The sequence below is a fragment of the Kluyvera georgiana genome (assembly GCF_050990895.1).
GTDB classification, from domain to species: Bacteria; Pseudomonadota; Gammaproteobacteria; order Enterobacterales; family Enterobacteriaceae; genus Kluyvera; species Kluyvera georgiana.
The window spans coordinates 880,451-897,207 of the sequence record NZ_CP158865.1 but is presented as its reverse complement, the minus strand read 5'-3'; the positions used below and the strand labels follow the sequence as shown (position 1 = coordinate 897,207).

Annotated in this window: 14 protein-coding genes; 4 read left to right on the top strand and 10 right to left on the bottom strand. The window is 53.6% G+C overall.

The window, feature by feature from the left end:
* Nucleotides 1-17 precede the first annotated feature (17 nt).
* Nucleotides 18-1,145, top strand: coding sequence for an oligogalacturonate lyase family protein (locus ABTW00_RS04330; protein WP_065358231.1), 1,128 nt, complete (start codon nucleotides 18-20; stop codon nucleotides 1,143-1,145).
* Between the two features lie 87 nt (nucleotides 1,146-1,232).
* Here ABTW00_RS04330 and araE read toward each other — a convergent pair whose 3' ends face one another.
* The 3 genes from araE to kduI all read right to left on the bottom strand — a co-directional run bounded on the left by araE (nucleotide 1,233) and on the right by kduI (nucleotide 4,632).
* Nucleotides 1,233-2,651: an arabinose-proton symporter AraE gene (gene araE, locus ABTW00_RS04325; protein ID WP_433639070.1), complete on the bottom strand. Its 1,419-nt coding sequence runs from the start codon at nucleotides 2,649-2,651 to the stop codon at nucleotides 1,233-1,235.
* Nucleotides 2,652-2,970: 319 nt separating this feature from the next.
* Nucleotides 2,971-3,732, bottom strand: a complete 762-nt coding sequence (gene kduD, locus ABTW00_RS04320) for a 2-dehydro-3-deoxy-D-gluconate 5-dehydrogenase KduD (RefSeq protein ID WP_433639068.1) — start codon at nucleotides 3,730-3,732, stop codon at nucleotides 2,971-2,973.
* A gap of 63 nt (nucleotides 3,733-3,795) precedes the next feature.
* Nucleotides 3,796-4,632 carry a 5-dehydro-4-deoxy-D-glucuronate isomerase gene (gene kduI / locus ABTW00_RS04315; RefSeq protein ID WP_064542907.1) on the bottom strand — a complete coding sequence of 279 codons (837 nt, stop codon included), beginning with the start codon at nucleotides 4,630-4,632 and terminating at the stop codon, nucleotides 3,796-3,798.
* A 469-nt stretch (nucleotides 4,633-5,101) separates the two neighbouring features.
* Between kduI and ABTW00_RS04310 the strand changes: the two genes are divergently transcribed.
* Complete coding sequence (locus ABTW00_RS04310; RefSeq protein ID WP_065358233.1) at nucleotides 5,102-6,277, top strand: oligogalacturonate lyase family protein; 1,176 nt, start codon at nucleotides 5,102-5,104, stop codon at nucleotides 6,275-6,277.
* Nucleotides 6,278-6,948: 671 nt separating this feature from the next.
* On the opposite strand, the gene ABTW00_RS04305 is transcribed toward ABTW00_RS04310, so the two are convergent.
* The 3 genes from ABTW00_RS04305 to ABTW00_RS04295 all read right to left on the bottom strand — a co-directional run bounded on the left by ABTW00_RS04305 (nucleotide 6,949) and on the right by ABTW00_RS04295 (nucleotide 10,313).
* Complete coding sequence (locus ABTW00_RS04305) at nucleotides 6,949-7,665, bottom strand: oligogalacturonate-specific porin KdgM family protein (RefSeq protein WP_271448137.1); 717 nt, start codon at nucleotides 7,663-7,665, stop codon at nucleotides 6,949-6,951.
* Nucleotides 7,666-8,144: 479 nt separating this feature from the next.
* Entirely contained in the window at nucleotides 8,145-9,332 is a 1,188-nt protein-coding gene (locus ABTW00_RS04300) for an acetyl-CoA C-acetyltransferase (protein ID WP_271448138.1), read from the bottom strand.
* Nucleotides 9,333-9,443: 111 nt separating this feature from the next.
* Nucleotides 9,444-10,313, bottom strand: coding sequence for a LysR family transcriptional regulator (locus tag ABTW00_RS04295; RefSeq protein ID WP_433639064.1), 870 nt, complete (start codon nucleotides 10,311-10,313; stop codon nucleotides 9,444-9,446).
* 94 nt (nucleotides 10,314-10,407) lie between these two features.
* On the opposite strand from ABTW00_RS04295, the gene ABTW00_RS04290 reads away from it, so the two are divergent.
* Together ABTW00_RS04290 and ABTW00_RS04285 are read left to right on the top strand one after the other, a co-directional pair.
* Nucleotides 10,408-10,869, top strand: coding sequence for a multidrug/biocide efflux PACE transporter (locus ABTW00_RS04290; protein WP_433639061.1), 462 nt, complete (start codon nucleotides 10,408-10,410; stop codon nucleotides 10,867-10,869).
* A 111-nt stretch (nucleotides 10,870-10,980) separates the two neighbouring features.
* Nucleotides 10,981-12,210: an amino acid permease gene (locus ABTW00_RS04285; RefSeq protein WP_433639059.1), complete on the top strand. Its 1,230-nt coding sequence runs from the start codon at nucleotides 10,981-10,983 to the stop codon at nucleotides 12,208-12,210.
* A gap of 72 nt (nucleotides 12,211-12,282) precedes the next feature.
* On the opposite strand, the gene mqo is transcribed toward ABTW00_RS04285, so the two are convergent.
* From mqo to ABTW00_RS04265, 4 genes are all read right to left on the bottom strand, one after another.
* On the bottom strand, nucleotides 12,283-13,941 hold the full coding sequence (mqo, locus tag ABTW00_RS04280; protein WP_433639057.1) for a malate dehydrogenase (quinone): 1,659 nt from the start codon (nucleotides 13,939-13,941) through the stop codon (nucleotides 12,283-12,285).
* 192 nt (nucleotides 13,942-14,133) lie between these two features.
* Nucleotides 14,134-14,907 (bottom strand): ABC transporter ATP-binding protein, encoded by a 774-nt coding sequence (locus ABTW00_RS04275; protein WP_100250005.1) that lies wholly within the window; start codon nucleotides 14,905-14,907, stop codon nucleotides 14,134-14,136.
* Complete coding sequence (locus ABTW00_RS04270; protein ID WP_065358240.1) at nucleotides 14,904-15,875, bottom strand: ABC transporter substrate-binding protein; 972 nt, start codon at nucleotides 15,873-15,875, stop codon at nucleotides 14,904-14,906. The genes ABTW00_RS04275 and ABTW00_RS04270 overlap by 4 nt, the downstream gene beginning before the upstream one ends.
* 51 nt (nucleotides 15,876-15,926) lie before the next feature.
* Nucleotides 15,927-16,757, bottom strand: coding sequence for an ABC transporter permease (locus ABTW00_RS04265; RefSeq protein WP_064542876.1), 831 nt, complete (start codon nucleotides 16,755-16,757; stop codon nucleotides 15,927-15,929).

Sequence of the window (16,757 nt, the reverse complement as noted above, 5' to 3'; positions counted from 1 at the left end):
ATTCAAGGAGAAAGGACATGAAAGGCAAAATCATCCCGCTGAATTTCCGCCATCAGAAGGACAGCGAAACCGGTCACGAGGTGATCCGGATGACGCCACCACACATTATTTGCCACCGGAACTACTTCTACCAAAAATGCTTTACCCGCGATGGGAGCAAGCTCATTTTTGGCGGCGCGTTCGAGGGGCACTGGAACTATTACTTACTGGATATTGCCGCACAGCAGGCAACCCAGCTGACCGACGGCGCAGGCGATAACACCTTCGGTGGCTTTCTTTCCGACGACGACCAGTCATTATGGTACGTCAAAGATACCCGCCAGCTGCGTCGTGTGGATCTCTCGACGCTGGAAGAACACGTGGTGTACGAAGTCGACGACCAATGGGTGGCCTACGGCACCTGGGTCGCCAATTCCGACTGCACGCAGCTCGTCGGCATTGAGATTAAGAAAAGCGACTGGCAGCCGCTCACCGACTGGTCGAAGTTCCGCGCCTTCTACTTTACCAACCCGGAATGCCGCCTGATTAACATTGACCTGAAAACCGGGGAACAGCGGACCATTTTGCAGGAAAAACGCTGGCTTGGTCATCCGATTTACCGCCCGTTCGACGACAATACCGTCGCGTTCTGCCATGAAGGGCCGCGCGATGCGATTGACGCCCGCATGTGGTTGATTAACAACGACGGAAGCAACGTTCGCTGCGTGCGCCAGCAGCAGCCAGGCGAGAGCTTTACGCATGAATTCTGGGTGCCGGATGGCTCGGCGCTGTATTACGTCGCCCATCAGGAAAATAGCCCGCACCGCTATCTGTACAGTGCCGATCCTTCAACGCTGGAAAATCGCCAGCTGATGGAGATTCCGCCCTGCTCTCACCTGATGAGCAACCACGATGGTTCACTGGTCGTCGGCGACGGCGCGCCGCATAAAACCGGGGATATCAGCCTCAACGATCCGTTTATCTGGGTGTTCGATCTGAAAACCGGCGACAAGAAAGCCATCTGCCAGCACAACAGCAGCTGGAAGGTGCTGGACGGCGATCGCCAGGTGACGCATCCGCATCCGTCGTTCTCGCCGGACGGGAAGTGGGTGCTATATACCTCGGACGCTGAGGGGATGCCAGCGCTGTATTTAGCGAAGGTGTAAAAAAAGCCGGGTGGCGGCTGCGCCTTACCCGGCCTACACGGTACATCAAACGTAGGCCCGGTAAGCGTAGCGCCACCGGGCTCTGCATCACACGCCGATATCCCGCAATTTCTCGCCTTTCATCAGCTTGCGTTCAATATGCTCCAGCGTCACCCCTTTGGTTTCTGGAATCAGCCAGAAGGTCACACCGATAAAGGCGACGTTCAGCGCGGTATACAGCCAGAACGTACCCGCCGCGCCGATGGCATCCAGCAGCGTCAGGAAGGTAGCCCCGATAATCATATTCGACACCCAGTTGGTGGTGGTGGAACAGGTGATACCGAAATCGCGGCATTTCAGCGGCTGGATTTCCGAGCACAGGATCCACACGACCGGTGCGGCGCTCATGGCGTAACCGGCGATGCACATCATCGTCATCCCCACCGACAGCCAGGAGAGCCCGCTTGATGCCGTGCCGTTATCAAACTGCATCAGACAGTAGCCCAGCACCAGCGTCCCCACGGCCATCACGCTAAAGCCGATTTTCAGCGCCGGTTTGCGCCCGGCTTTATCCACGGTGAACACGGCGATAAAGGTGGCAAACATAAAGGTCAGGCCGACCACCAGCGTGGCGATCATCTGCTGTTCTGTGGTGGTGAACCCGGCCATTTTAAAGATGCGCGGCGCGTAGTACATGATGATATTCATGCCGGTGAACTGCTGCATCGCCTGTAACAGCATGCCGAGGAACACCGCGCGGCGCACGTTGCGGTTAACCTTAAACAACGCCCAGCCGCCCTGCTTCAGCTTCAGGCTTTCGCGGATTTCGTTCAGTTCATCACGCGCCTTCTCTGAGGTGTCGCGCAGCATGCGCAGCACCTCTTCGGCTTCAATATGACGGCCTTTTTCCGCCAGCCAGCGCGGGCTATTGGGCAGGAACACCACCAGCACAATCAGCACCACTGCGGGCAGCGCCAGCACGATGAGCATCGCACGCCAGTTACCGCTGTAGCTGAAAGCCGTATCGGATAAAAACGCCAGCACAATCCCCAACGTCACCATCAGCTGATACATGCTGATCATCTTGCCGCGCACGTTTTCGCTGGCCATCTCGGAGAGGTAAAGCGGCGCGGTGTAGGAGGCAATACCGACGGCCACGCCGAGAATGACCCTGGAGATTAGCAGCATTTCGACGTTCGTCGCCAGACCCGAGCCGAGCGACCCGGCAACAAACAGTACGGCCCCTACCATCAGGCTGTATTTACGTCCGAGGCGGAATGACAGCCAGCCGTTGAACAGCGCGCCGATCGCCGCTCCCAGCATCATACTGCTCACCACCCACTCCTGGAGGCGATTGGATAACACAAAGTGATCGGTGATAAACGGCAGCGCGCCGGCAATCACCCCGATATCGAGACCAAAGAGCAGCCCCGCGACCGCTGCGGCAATTGAGACAAACTGGTTCATGCGTCGGGTGTCGCGCTGGGTACGCGGCATGAGCGAAGGGTCGTTACTGATTGAAGCCATATTTTCCTGCCAGACAGAGTAAGACATACAACGAAAGTAAGAGATCGATGAACAGGAGTGTCAGGCGGGAAAGGTTATTAACATGGACAATATTGCTGCGCCACATCGTTTTGTGATGGACATTTAACTTTCACATGAAAGCCCATCATGTTACATCGCCTCTATAAGAGGCAGTATACATAGGTGATAATTTCATTATCATCATTTCAGCATGGATTATTCGCACCTTACAATATGGATAAATCTCATGCTTCTCATGCTTTTCACAGGCATAAAAAAACCTGCCGGAGCAGGTTTTTTTATCGGGCTGGCTAAAAAATTAGCGCGCCAGCCAGCCGCCATCAACGGCAACGGTATAGCCGTTGATGTAGTCAGATGCCGGAGAAGCCAGGAATACAATCGGCCCCATCAGGTCGCTCGGCAGACCCCAACGGCCAGCCGGGATACGATCGAGGATAGCGGCGCTACGCTCTTCGTCAGCACGCAGCTGCTGGGTGTTGTTGGTCGCCATGTAGCCCGGTGCAATCGCGTTTACGTTGATACCGTGTTTCGCCCACTCGTTCGCCATCAGACGGGTTACGCCCATTACGCCGCTCTTGGAAGCGGTGTAAGACGGAACGCGGATGCCGCCCTGGAAGGAGAGCATGGAAGCGATGTTGATGATTTTGCCGCCTTTGCCCTGCGCGATAAAGTGCTTAGCTGCGGCCTGAGACATAAAGAACACGCTCTTGATGTTCAGGTTCATAACATCGTCCCAGTCTTTTTCGCTGAAGTCGATCGCGTCTTCACGACGGATCAGGCCTGCGTTGTTAACCAGAATATCGATATGGCCGAATTCCGCCACCGCACGCTCCAGCAACGCCGGGATGCCGTCGATCTGACGCAGGTCAGCGGTCAGGCTCAGGAAACGACGCCCCATGCCGGTTACACGTTCGATGGTTTCGGTTGGCTCAACAATGTTGATACCCACAATGTCGCAGCCCGCTTCAGCCAGACCCAGCGCCATACCTTGACCCAGACCGGTATCACAACCAGTCACAACGGCAACTTTGCCCTGCAGAGAGAATGAATCCAAAATCATTTTATATTCCTTATCGTTAGCGCCTGTACCGGACAGGCATCATTGAACTAATGCTGTCCGCGACTAGCGCAGATCCTTCACTGCTACATGATCCATGTCATCAAAGACCTGGTTCTCACCCACCATCCCCCAGATGAAGGTATACGCCTTGGTACCTACGCCTGAATGGATCGACCAGCTCGGCGAAATCACCGCCTGCTCGTTGTGCATCACGATGTGACGCGTTTCCTGCGGCTGCCCCATCATATGGAACACGCAGCTGTCTTCATCCATATTGAAATAGAAGTAGACTTCCATGCGACGCTCGTGGGTATGGCACGGCATGGTATTCCACAGGTTGCCCGGCGCCAGTTCGGTCAGGCCCATGCTGAGCTGACAGGTTTCGAGTACGTCCGGCACGAAATATTTATTGATGGTACGGCGGTTACTGGTGAGGTTATCGCCGAGGGTTACCGGTGCCACATCGGCAGGGGTTACTTTTTTGGTCGGGTAAGTGGTGTGTGCCGGCGCGCAGTTATAGTAGAACTTCGCCGGTTTCGCCGCGTCAACGCTGGCGAAAACCACTTCTTTAGCCCCTTTGCCCACGTATAACGCGTCGCGGTGGCCAATTTCGTAGCACTGGCCATCAACGGTGATGGTACCCGCGCCGCCAATGTTGATAACGCCCAGCTCGCGGCGCTCCAGGAAGTAGCTCACGCCAAGCTGCTTGCCCACTTCGCCGCCAACCGATACGGTTTTCGCCACCGGCATGATGCCGCCAACGATAATGCGATCGATATGGCTGTACACCATGGTGTATTCGTCGGCGACAAATACCTGCTCAACTAAAAACTCTTCGCGAAGCCCCTGCGTATCCAGCGTTTTAGCATGAGCGCTATGAATGCTCTGTCTTACTTCCACCTGAACCTCCAGGAAAATGTGGTCTTATGTTCTATTACAGAACGAAACTTCGTTCCGTTTTGTTAATGCACGTATCTTATCCCTGATGAAATGGGTTTTCAATTACAAATAAAACATCGTTTCATTTTTCCTGTGAATTAATATCAAAAATGCAAATGGGATCACGAATACGCCGTTCACCAACCTAGCCAGAAAACAAAAAACAATATTATTCATCTAGTTACATTTTCTTTGAAAAATACTCTGTAGAAGGTAAATGATGGAGCAAAATCAAAGATGCGCTTGACGGGAGGAGAAAAGGCTTATCAAAAAAGTCGCAGAAATGATGATTTTTCGTATAAAGTGCGTCTGCCATCACAAACATTGAAACAGTGTTTTGATAAATTGACACCTAATTTTTAAAATGACATCCACATCGGCCAGCGAAGTTGATAGCACCTCGCGACCGCATCAGTAAAAGGAGAGCACCATGGCTAAAGGCATGCGGGTAAAATTGAATTATGAGGTCAGCCGCGACCCGGACACCGGCGCGGAGGTCACCCGCTTAACACCACCAGAAGTCACCTGTCATCGTAACTACTTCTATCAGAAGTGCTTCTTTAACGATGGTAGCCATCTGCTGTTTGCTGGTGAGTTCGATGGCCATTGGAACTACTACTTACTGGATGTGGCAAACGCCGAAGCCGTACAGCTGACCGAAGGCGCTGGCGACAACACCTTTGGTGGTTTCCTGTCTCCGGATGACAAATCCCTTTATTACGTTAAGAACGACCGCACCCTGCTGGAAGTTAACCTGAAAACGCTGGCCGAGCGCGAAGTTTATCGCGTGCCGGATGAGTGGGTTGGCTACGGTACCTGGGTGTCCAACAGCGATTGTACTAAGCTGGTCGGCATTGAAATCGCTAAAAGCGACTGGACGCCGCTGAACGACTGGAAACTGTTCCACGACTTCTTCCATAAAGGCCCGCACTGCCGCCTGCTGCGCGTCGATCTGCAAACCGGCGAAAGCGCGGTGATCCACGAAGAGAAAAACTGGCTCGGCCATCCAATCTACCGTCCGTTTGACGACAACACCGTCGCATTCTGCCACGAAGGCCCGCACGACCTGGTCGACGCGCGCATGTGGATGGTCAACGAAGACGGCAGCAACGTACGTAAAGTTAAAGAACATGCGGAAGGCGAAAGCTGCACCCACGAATTCTGGGTTCCGAACGGCTCCGCGCTGATTTACGTTTCCTATCTGAAAGGCAAACAGGGTCGTACCATTTACCGTTTCAACCCGGACACCAACGTCAACGAAGCGCTGATGCAAATGCCTGCCTGTTCGCACCTGATGAGTAATTTCGACGGCACCATGCTGGTCGGCGACGGCTCCGGTACCCCGGTCGACGTGAAGGACACCAGCGGCTACACCATCGACAACGATCCGTATCTGTATGCGTTCGACGTGGCGAAGAAAGCCTACTTCCCGGTTGCCCGCCACGATACGTCGTGGGCAACGGTACAAAACAGCCGTCAGGTGACTCACCCGCACCCGTCCTTTACCCCGGACGACAGCGCGGTGCTGTTCAGCTCTGACAAAGATGGCAAACCTGCGCTGTATATCGCCAAACTGCCAACCGAACGTAAGTTCATGCAAGCATAAGAATTTTGAGTTTAGTGTTTCTGTAACTGGCCTTGCCCTCCTCTGGAGGGCTTTTTTTTGTCGATGATTTACACAGATGTTGCCTTAGTTATTCCCAGATGCGGACGGTCCCGCTCCCTTTTTAGTCCCAGTCTCTTACACACAAATTCGCAGGACAAAACCTGATATCTATCAGTAAGGTGAAAGGTTCCGTTCACTTTGCGTCAGGTGGAACATGGCATCTTTTCACCGGTGAACGTGTTAAGGGGGATAACCGCATCCCCCTTAATAATCCCTGCGGCCCGCAGGGATGTGGGCTGAGGGCGCGGCTTTGCAGGGTGTTACCTCGCGCCCGACCCGAAAGCCGTAAGGGATAAGCTGAGGGAACCACGCAGTGGCAATTTTGCCGCCAGAGCCCGGGGGTGCAGGGGGCGGCGGCGACTGGCCGCCCCTTGCGCGCTCCCTGCGCCCGTACAATTTATGTGGCGAGAGCTGAAAAGGAGCGCAATGGAGTGATTAATCCAAATGCACCTCCCTTTTCCCTGATAACTGTCAACGGCGATCTGTGTACAAGAGTTAGTTTTAGGGAGAAGAGTCTTTTAGTGTGCGCAGTACCTTCGTTCGCCACAAAAACGAAAACCCCCGGCCAAATGCTCCGGGGGGAAAACGGATGAGGGTCCGGTTTTGTTTATTTAGAAGGAGTAAGCCACACCAACACGCAGACGGGTCTGACGTTCATCGGTCGATTTCACACCCACGTTGCCCACTTCAAAATACGGGGACCAGTTTTTATCCCACTTGTAGGCCATCTTAGCGTTATATTCGGTGCTGTACGGTTTATTATTGTTACGATACAGGCTCTTATGCTGATCGTCCGCCACGGTACTGCGTGCATAAACGTAGTTCAGTTCTACACGCCAGTCGCCCATCGCCCAGCCAACCCAGGTATCCACTTTATTGACTTTGTCATCCACGCCGCCGCCGTTGCTGGAGGTTGCCGGTACACGGGTATATTCATAACGGTAACGCGCCGCCACATAAAAACCATTATCAAAGCTGTACTGCGCGTGCAGATACGGTTTATAGATGGAGAAGCTGTCTTTACTCTCAATATTAAAGCCTGGGTTCAGGGCAAAGTTATCCGTCGCCTTCCAGCGCCAGTTAATGGATTCTTCGTGACCATTCCCCACCATTTCGTTAAACGGACGATCCTGTTTATCAGTATCACCACCCGTTTTCCATTTTGCTTCGACGCCAAAACCAAGACCGTTATCAAACCGATGAGATACCGCAACACGGTCAGCGTTTGAACCGCTGTCAATATATTCATGACGCAGGTCAACGGTTACCGCAGATGCAGCGAAAGACATGCCAGATAATACGGCCAGGGCCAGAGTTTTCTTTAACATTTGCCATCCCTCAATTGAAATTATGTTTCTTTTTTATGGAATTGGATTTTATTTTTTCCAAATTTCTATTTTAGTGATCGAGATCGTAATTATTTGTTTCAGAAAATCTGGCACAAAGAGGACGTGATAAAGCTCAACAAAAAACAGACATAACCCTCAAAAAATAAAACTTAGATCACAAAGATTTATTTTCCATGAATTAAGTTTTCTATAATTTACTTAATTTACATGAACTTACCAAAAAAGAAGTAACGTGAGTTATTCTTAGCAATAGTAATAATTTATGTTTAAGCAATGACTCGGCTAAGCATTTACTCATTCATATCTCTTACAAATGACACAAATAAAAATAAATATATAAAGGAAGGAACTAGACACGAATACTTTCGTGGTCTCTTAACTCAGCGTATAGAAACAAAAAAAGACCTCGAATGAGGTCTTTTTGAAAGGGAAAAAAGAATGGAGAAACTAAAGCAGAGTTACTGAATGTCTCGCTCGACGGCAAGGGCAACCCCCTGACCACCACCGATGCACAGCGTCGCCAGGCCTTTACGTGCATCGCGTTTAATCATCTCGTGAACCAGAGAAACCAGGATTCGGCAGCCCGATGCGCCTATCGGATGCCCCAGAGCAATCGCCCCGCCGTTGACGTTAACCTTCTGCTCGTTCCATTCCAGCATTTTACCCACCGAAATGGCCTGCGCGGCGAAAGCTTCATTAGCCTCAATCAAGTCAACATCATTCAACTGCCATCCTGCACGCTCCAGGCATCGTCGCGTGGCATAAACCGGTGCAATCCCCATTAACGCGGGATCCACCCCCACGCTGGCAAACGCACGGATCCGCGCCAGGATAGGTAACCCCAATTCAAGCGCTTTGCTTTCGCTCATCATCAACACCGCCGCCGCGCCGTCGTTAATCGACGAAGCGTTACCCGCCGTCACCGAGCCCGACAGATCGAAAGATGGGCTCAGACGCGCCAGTGCTTCCGCGCTGGCATCGGTTTGCGGCTGCTCATCGGTATCGACAATCTGCGGCTGACCACCAGGCTGTGGGTTTATCACCGGAACGATTTCGTCGCGAAAGCGCCCCGAGTCGATAGCCTTGCGGGCTTTATGCTGTGAGCTTAACGCCCAGGCATCCTGCTGCTCGCGGCTGATGCCATATTCGCGCGCCAGATTTTCCGCCGTAACGCCCATATGATAATCGTTGAAGGCGTCCCACAGGCCATCATGCACCAGACTATCGATAAGTTGGCTATTGCCCAGCTGCGCGCCGGTACGGCTGTCGGTCAACACGTGCGGCGCGCGGCTCATATTTTCTTGCCCACCGGCGATAACCACATCGGCTTCACCGCATTGAATTGCCTGGGTCGCCAGATGCAGCGCCTTCAGCCCCGAGCCACAGACGTCGTTAATGGTGATGGCCGATACGGTATTCGGCAGCCCCCCTTTTATCGCGGACTGCCGCGCCGGGTTTTGCCCGGTACCTGCGGTCAGAACCTGGCCAATAATCACTTCGTCGATCGACGTTGCGGCAATGCCGCTGCGTTCAACCAACGCGTTGATCACCAGGCTACCCAGTTCGACGGCGGAATGACGTGCAAGCGCCCCCTGAAAACAGCCGATGGGCGTACGGACAGCACCTACGATAACGACATCTTTCATCTCAACCTCAGCGCAAAATAATCTGCGTATAGTAGATGATTGTTATCAACTTTTTTCGCAATTGTTTAAAAAAAGTGAGTCTTATCACAAAGGAATTGCTTATCGTATGCGCTACGTCGACACCTGCTGGAGGTACTGACGCAGCCAGCTTCCCGCCGCGCCCAGGGGAGCCTCTTTATGCCAGAGCAAATCGATAGAAACCGACATGGGCCAGCCCGTAATATCCAGCATAGTCAGCTCCGCCGAACTGGCAAATTCATCCACCAGCGCACAGGGCAACACGCACCATCCCAGCCCCTGCGCCGCCATGCTCAACAGCATCAGATAGTTGGGTGCCGACCATACCGGCCCGCGTGCGGGTGCTGAGCGATTCTCCAGATAGGTATTCAACCGCAGCTCGCGCCACGTGCGCAGTTGCTCCCACTCCACGCGGGCCTGCGCGGTCAGAGGATGATCGGGAGAGACATAGACCGCCATGCGCGTCTGCATCGGCAGGCGGGTATGACCAATATCGGTCGGATAGTCGTCGCGCGCCTCAATCAACCCCACCTGCGCGCGGCCTTTTTGCAACAGATCGACCACATCATCATCCTCCCCCACCAGACATTCAAACTCGGTATGCGGGAAGCGACGGTCGAACTGCGCCAGCAGATCTTCCAGCACGTCCGGATGCAGAGTATCCGACAGTACAAAGGTTAAACGCGCTTCCGTTTCACCGCTCAATGAAACCGCCAGCTCATCAAGCCGTTCACTGGCGGCGAGGATCGCCTGCACGTAGCTCAGCACCCGCTGGCCTTCCGGGGTCAATACCGGTTGGCGCGCAGAACGATCGAACAATGTGACGCCGAGATCCACCTCCAGATGGGCGATGGCGGTACTGATCGTCGACTGACTTTTGCGTAGACGGCGCCCCGCGGCGGAAAAGGAACCGCAGGAGACGGTTTCAACGAAGGCGGTCAGAGCTTCGGGGGAATAGCGCATGAAGTATCTACTTTATCGATGGATTCTATCTTTTACTTATCACATTTACCCATAAAATGCGCATAACAGTGTTCAATAAAACGAAGGTCATCAGATGCAACACGATTTATTACATCGCAGAAAGCTCCCGGAGCGTATTTTCCACGCCGTGTGCTTTGAAGGGATCGCCACCGCGATCCTCGCCCCTACCGCCGCCTGGCTGATGCAACGGCCCGTACTGGAAATGGGGGGACTCACGATTATTCTGGCCACCACCGCCATGGTGTGGAACATCATCTACAACGCCGTTTTTGACCGCCTGTGGCCGGTCACTCGCGTAAAGCGGACGGCAAAAGTGCGTGCCCTGCACGCCCTGGGATTTGAGTGTGGGTTTATCGTCATCGGCGTCAGCATCGTGTCGTTCGTGCTGGGCGTAACGCTGCTGCAGGCACTCACGCTGGAGATTGGCTTCTTCCTGTTTTTCCTGCCTTACACCATGCTCTACAACTGGGCGTACGATACGCTACGCGATCGCATCATCAAACGCCGCCAACAGAATCTTTACGCACAAAATTAGTCTTCTTTTCAGGCCGATAACAAGCGGCCTGAAAATGTTCAGCCACACGAAAAGCTAATTATGGTAAATTGTCCGCCATTTTTTTGGTTTTATGGTTGATATATTCAGATAATGTCTAAAATTTGGTCTAAAGACGAAACTCTATGGAGCTTTGCCCTATATGGCACTGCCGTCGGAGCGGGCACCCTTTTCCTGCCCATCCAGCTAGGGGCCGCCGGTGCGGTAGTTCTGTTTATCACCGCACTGGTTGCATGGCCGTTAACGTACTGGCCGCACCGCGCTTTATGTCAGTTCATCCTTTCGGCTAACACTCCGGCAAGCGTTGGCATTACCGGCGCCGTCACCCACTACTATGGCAAAAAGATCGGCAGTTTAATCACCGCGCTCTATTTCATTGCCTTTTTCGTGGTGGTCTTGATCTACGCCGTCGCTATCACCAATTCGCTGGCCGAGCAGATTTCCCGCTATACGCCCGTCGATTTACCCTTGCGTGCATTGATTAGCCTGGGCGTGGTGCTGCTGCTGAACCTGATCTTCCTGACCGGTCGACAAACCACTATCCGCGTGATGGGCATGCTGGTGTTCCCGCTGATCGCCTACTTCCTGTTCTTATCCATCTATTTGACCGGAAGCTGGCAGCCGTCGCTGCTGACCACGCAGATGGAGGTCAACAAGCAAACCTTGCATCAGGTGTGGTTGTCCATCCCCGTGATGGTTTTCGCTTTTAGCCATACGCCGATTATTTCGACTTTCGCCATCGACCGTCGAGAGAAATACGGCGAGCAAGCCATGGGTAAATGCAAAAAAATCATGAAGGTGGCGTATTTGGTTATCTGCCTGAGCGTGCTGTTCTTTGTATTCAGCTGTCTGCTCTCGATTCCGCCGTCATACATTACTACCGCAAAAGAGGAAGGCGTTACCATCCTCTCCGCGCTGTCGATGATGCCCAACTCTCCGGGCTGGTTGTCCATTTCCGGCATTATTGTGGCAGTCGTGGCAATGTCAAAATCGTTCCTCGGCACCTATTTTGGCGTGATTGAAGGGGCGAGTGAGATGGTGAAAGCGTCGCTGAATCAGGTTGGCGTGCGTAAGAGCCGCTCGTTCAACCGCGGGCTATCTATCCTGCTGGTATCCGCAGTAACGTTCATCGTCTGCTGCATTAACCCGAACGCGATTTCGATGATCTACGCCATCAGCGGCCCGCTGATCGCCATGATTCTGTTTATCATGCCGACGCTGTCGACTTACCTGCTCCCGGCGCTGAAGCCTTACCGCTCCATCGGTAGCCTGATTACGCTGATTGTCGGGTTGATGTGCGTATCGGTGATGTTTTTAGGCTGAACAATATTTGATGTAAAAAAGACCTGCCGGGGTAACCCGCCAGGTCTTTTTTATCACCGGAAAACGATGGGTTTACAGCGCCATATCGTGCTGCGGCGATGCGCTGGCCGGCTGCTCTTCAGCCGGTTTAGCCTGCGCAACCGGGGCGGCTGGCATCTCGATTACCGGCGGTTTGGTCAGTTCCAGCGTCGCGGCGGTGTCGTTCCACACCTGCTGGGTCAGCGCCACGTTGCCGTTCAAGTTCTGGCCAAAGCTCGGGATAATACTGTGGATTTTGCTCTGCCACTCCGGTGAGTTGAACTGTTCCGGGAACAGCTTCTTAATCACATTGAGGGTGATAGGCGCGGCGGTAGAGGCCCCCGGAGATGCGCCCAGCAGCGCTGAAATGGTGCGCTGCTGATCCACCACCACTTCGGTGCCCAGCTTCAACACGCCGCCTTTATCCGCATCTTTCTTGATGATCTGCACGCGCTGACCGGCCTGAATCAACTTCCAGTCCTCTTTACGCGCCTGCGGATAGTACTCTTTCAGCGCCGCAAAGCGGTCATCATCGCTCAACATCACCTGGCTGATGAGGTATTTCACCAGGTCGAAATTATCCAGACCCACGTGGGTCATCGGCATGACGTTGCTGGTTGTGGCCGTGCTCAGCAGATCGAAGAACGAACCTTGTTTCAGGAACTTAGTGGAGAAGGTCGCGAACGGCCCGAACAGCACCACGCGTTTACCGTCGATAAAGCGTGCATCAATGTGCGGCACCGACATCGGCGGCGCGCCCACGGAGGCCTGACCGTAAACTTTTTCCATATGCTGACGGGTCACGTCCGGGTTTTCGGTCATCAGGAAGGAACCGCCCACCGGGAAGCCCGCGTAGTTATCCGCTTCCGGAATACCGGTTTTTTGCAGCAGCTTCAATGCGCCGCCGCCTGCGCCGATGAAGACATACTTCGCGTCAATAGCATGCTGCTTGCCGCTGTTGACGTCTTCAATAGTCACGTGCCAGGAGTTATCGCCGTTGCGCTTAAATTCTGTCACTTCAGAGGAAGTTTGCAGCGTAAAGTGTTCGTTCTTTTGCAGGCTACCGATCAGCTGGCGGGTAATTTCACCGTAGTTGACGTCAGTACCGACCGGCGTCCAGGTGGCAGCCACCTTCTGCTGCGGATCGCGACCGGCCATGACCAGCGGCGCCCACTGGGCAATTTGCTGATGATCGGTAGAGAATTTCATGCCCTGAAACAGCGTAGTTTTTTGCAGCGCATCGTAGCGTTTGCCGAGATATTCCACATTTTTATCGCCCCACACAAAACTCATATGTGGAGTGGAATTAATAAAGGAGTGCGGATTATTCAATACGCCGCGCTTCACCTGCGCCGACCAGAACTGGCGCGAGATCATAAACTGTTCGTTAATTTCCAGCGCTTTAGTGACATCAATGCTGCCATCCGGGCGCTGCGGCGTGTAGTTTAATTCCATGTTAGCCGAGTGGCCGGTACCGGCGTTATTCCAGCCGTTAGACGATTCTAATGCGACTTTATCGAGCTTCTCGACCATCACCTGCTTCCAATCCGGCTGCAGCTCCTGTAGCCAGGTGCCCAGAGAGGCGCTCATGATGCCGCCGCCAATGAGCAGAACATCGGTTTCTTGCGTGGTTTCAGTATTGGCGTAAGCAGCGGAATTGACCAGCAGTGCGATGGTAGCGAGAGAAAATAGTTTTTTATTAATAGCAGGCATAATGATGATATTCGCATAGCTAAATGTAATGAGTGCGACAATAGTAGCGTACTTTTACATTATTTTAAAATATCACCCATTATTTAACAAAAAACATTAACAAATAGACTTTGGCTGCTTTTTTTAATTAAAAAAAGCAGCCTTACACTTTGCGCGGAAATTAAATTAAGCCACGTATATTACAAACAATAATTAATGCAGACCAAACTCAGCCATTAATTGCTGACGCAGGACGACGAACTCTGTGCTGCTACGTTCGCGCGGGCGCGGCAGCGAAACTTCAATAGTGCGAATCGGGTCGCCTTTAATTTTCGGCAGAATCAGCACCCGGTCAGCGAGATAAATCGCCTCTTCCAGATCGTGCGTCACCAGCACCATCGTCATCTTTTCCGCATCGCGAATACGGACAAGCTCTTCCTGCATGGTGATTTTGGTCATCGCATCCAGCGCGCCCAGCGGTTCATCCAGCAGCAGAATTTCTGGCTGAATGGTCAGGGCGCGGGCAATGCCCACGCGCTGAGCCATGCCGCCGGAAAGCTGGTTCGGTAGCGCCTGTTCGCAGTGGCTGAGGCCCACCAGCTCAATCGCTTCTTTCGCCCGCGCTCTGGCCTGCTTGCGCGGCACGCCCTGTACGTCGAGGCTGAAACTGACATTCTCCAGCACCGTCAGCCACGGCAGCAGGCGCGGTTCCTGGAAAATCACCGCTCGCTCACGGCTCATGCCATGCACCGCCTGCCCATCAATCACCACGTCGCCCGCATCCGGCGTTTCCAGCCCCGCCAGAATACGCAGCAGCGTGGTTTTCCCGCAGCCGCTCGGCCCAACGATGGCAATACTCTGCCCGCTCTCAATCTGTAAGTTGAGGTCGCGGAAAACGTCGAACGGTTTACCTTCCAGCGAGAACGTTTTGCGTAAGCTACGAATCGAGATATCGCCGCGTGGCGTCTGAAGTGTCGCAGTCATCATACACCTTCCGTTTTCAGCAAAATATTAGAGGCTTTGAGCTGGCCTTTTTTCAGTACGCCATCACGCTCTAGGATATCGAGCCAGAACTGCACGTCGTGTGGTTCAGACTGGCCGCCTTTACGCACGCCGTAGCCGGTAAAGTACTTCGCAACTTCCGGGTTCTCACCGCGCTCCTTGAGGATTTTGGCCATAATTTCGCGCACTTTTTCCGGGTTGTCGCGAGCGTAGTCCAGGGCACGCGCCGATTCCACCACGAAGATGCGCGCCGCGTCAGGGTGCTGCTTAACGAAGTCAGCACGCAGCACCGTGAAGCCCCCGGCAATCGGCCCCAGTACGTCGGCATCGTTGAAGATTGGACGCAGGCCGCCATGGCTGCGCGCCGACCCTTCAAAAGTGGTTTGCCAGTAGCCAAATGCCGCTACGTCGACCTGACCAGAGCGTAAAGTCTGTTCCAGCTGCGGGCCCGGCACCACCACCGGTTTCGCCGCGTTTTCCGGCAGATTGGCCTGACGCAGCGCCTCGCGCAACGTGTAATCCAGGTGTGCCCCCAGCGTATTCACCGCCACGCTTTTCCCGGCTAAATCTTTGATCGATTTAATCGGGCTGTCTTCCTTCACGTAGAAGATAGATTTGGTGGTCTCGTTAATACCGTTGGTGGGGTAAGCGGCGACAAAATCGTTACCGTTAGCAATGGCGTTAATCACCGCCGGCGTGGCCGCAGAACCGATATCAATGCTGTTCGACGCCAGCGCAAATAAAGACTCCGGGCCACCGCTGGCGTAACCGGCATTTTTAATCGACACTCCGGTATCCTTAAAATACCCCAGTGCGTCGGCTAATTCGTGGGCGGAAATACCGCCGTAGCTCGCCATATAGCGCATCGTGACTGCTTCCTGAGCCCGCACGGATGTGCTGATTCCAAAGAGGAAAAGTACCGCTACCCACGCAAAAGAGATCTGTTTTTTCATTATTGAAATTCCCATCAGGCTTAATTTAAAAACGCAAAATAACGTGCAAAATTAATGGTTACGTGAGTTCCAGCGACACAGACGACGCTGCAGCAGGACCAGAATGGCGTTCGCTAATAGCCCGGCAAACGCCAGCAGGAATATCGCCGCGAACATCATCGGTATTTGGAAGTTATATTGCGCATTCATCACCCGGAAACCGATCCCCTGATTCGCGCCAATCATCTCTGCGGCAATCAGCAGCAGCAGCGCGGTCGTCGCGGAGAGACGTAGCCCGACAAAGATGGACGGCACAGAGGCAGGAACAATCACCCGGTAAAAGAGCGTCAGTCGACCCGCACCAAAGGTCCGCGCCATCTCCAGCAGCTTGCCATCCACCTCTTTCACACCGCTAATGGTCGACAGCAGAATCGGGAACAGCGCCGCCCAAAAGATAACGAACACTTTTGACGTTTCGCCCAGACCCAGCAGCAGGATAAAGATGGGATACAGCGCCAGCGCCGAGGTCTGGCGGAAAAGCTGTAAGATAGGATCCAGTGCCTGCTCCAGCGGGCGTATTTGCCCCATAAACAGCCCCAGCGGAATCCCCACCACGATAGCGGCGGCAAAGGCTAACCCGGCGCGCTGTAAACTGATGGTGATGTCACCCAACAGTGCGCCCTGAGTAATCCCGTTCCACAGTGCGGCAAAGATTTTATCCAGCGGCGGGATTACCGCAGCGTTAAGCCAGCCTGCCGTGCTGGCGATTTGCCAGCCGGCAAAAAACAGGACGAGCAGGCCGTAGCGAGCAATCAGCGACAGGCTGCGCTGATACCATTGCCGGTAAGCGGGCGCGGTTGTCTGGCGGGCCTTCAGGCGAATTCGGGTGGTGGAATAGAACAT

Excerpts from the sequence above, each read along its gene's own strand:
- ABTW00_RS04330 (WP_065358231.1), top strand. The coding sequence starts at position 18 with ATGAAAGGCAAAATCATCCCGCTGAATTTCCGCCATCAGAAGGACAGC.
- araE (WP_433639070.1), bottom strand. The coding sequence starts at position 2,651 with ATGGCTTCAATCAGTAACGACCCTTCGCTCATGCCGCGTACCCAGCGC.
- kduD (WP_433639068.1), bottom strand. The coding sequence starts at position 3,732 with ATGATTTTGGATTCATTCTCTCTGCAGGGCAAAGTTGCCGTTGTGACT.
- ABTW00_RS04310 (WP_065358233.1), top strand. The coding sequence starts at position 5,102 with ATGGCTAAAGGCATGCGGGTAAAATTGAATTATGAGGTCAGCCGCGAC.
- ABTW00_RS04305 (WP_271448137.1), bottom strand. The coding sequence starts at position 7,665 with ATGTTAAAGAAAACTCTGGCCCTGGCCGTATTATCTGGCATGTCTTTC.
- ABTW00_RS04300 (WP_271448138.1), bottom strand. The coding sequence starts at position 9,332 with ATGAAAGATGTCGTTATCGTAGGTGCTGTCCGTACGCCCATCGGCTGT.
- ABTW00_RS04295 (WP_433639064.1), bottom strand. The coding sequence starts at position 10,313 with ATGCGCTATTCCCCCGAAGCTCTGACCGCCTTCGTTGAAACCGTCTCC.
- ABTW00_RS04290 (WP_433639061.1), top strand. The coding sequence starts at position 10,408 with ATGCAACACGATTTATTACATCGCAGAAAGCTCCCGGAGCGTATTTTC.
- ABTW00_RS04285 (WP_433639059.1), top strand. The coding sequence starts at position 10,981 with ATGTCTAAAATTTGGTCTAAAGACGAAACTCTATGGAGCTTTGCCCTA.
- mqo (WP_433639057.1), bottom strand. The coding sequence starts at position 13,941 with ATGCCTGCTATTAATAAAAAACTATTTTCTCTCGCTACCATCGCACTG.
- ABTW00_RS04275 (WP_100250005.1), bottom strand. The coding sequence starts at position 14,907 with ATGATGACTGCGACACTTCAGACGCCACGCGGCGATATCTCGATTCGT.
- ABTW00_RS04270 (WP_065358240.1), bottom strand. The coding sequence starts at position 15,875 with ATGAAAAAACAGATCTCTTTTGCGTGGGTAGCGGTACTTTTCCTCTTT.
- ABTW00_RS04265 (WP_064542876.1), bottom strand. The coding sequence starts at position 16,757 with ATGTTCTATTCCACCACCCGAATTCGCCTGAAGGCCCGCCAGACAACC.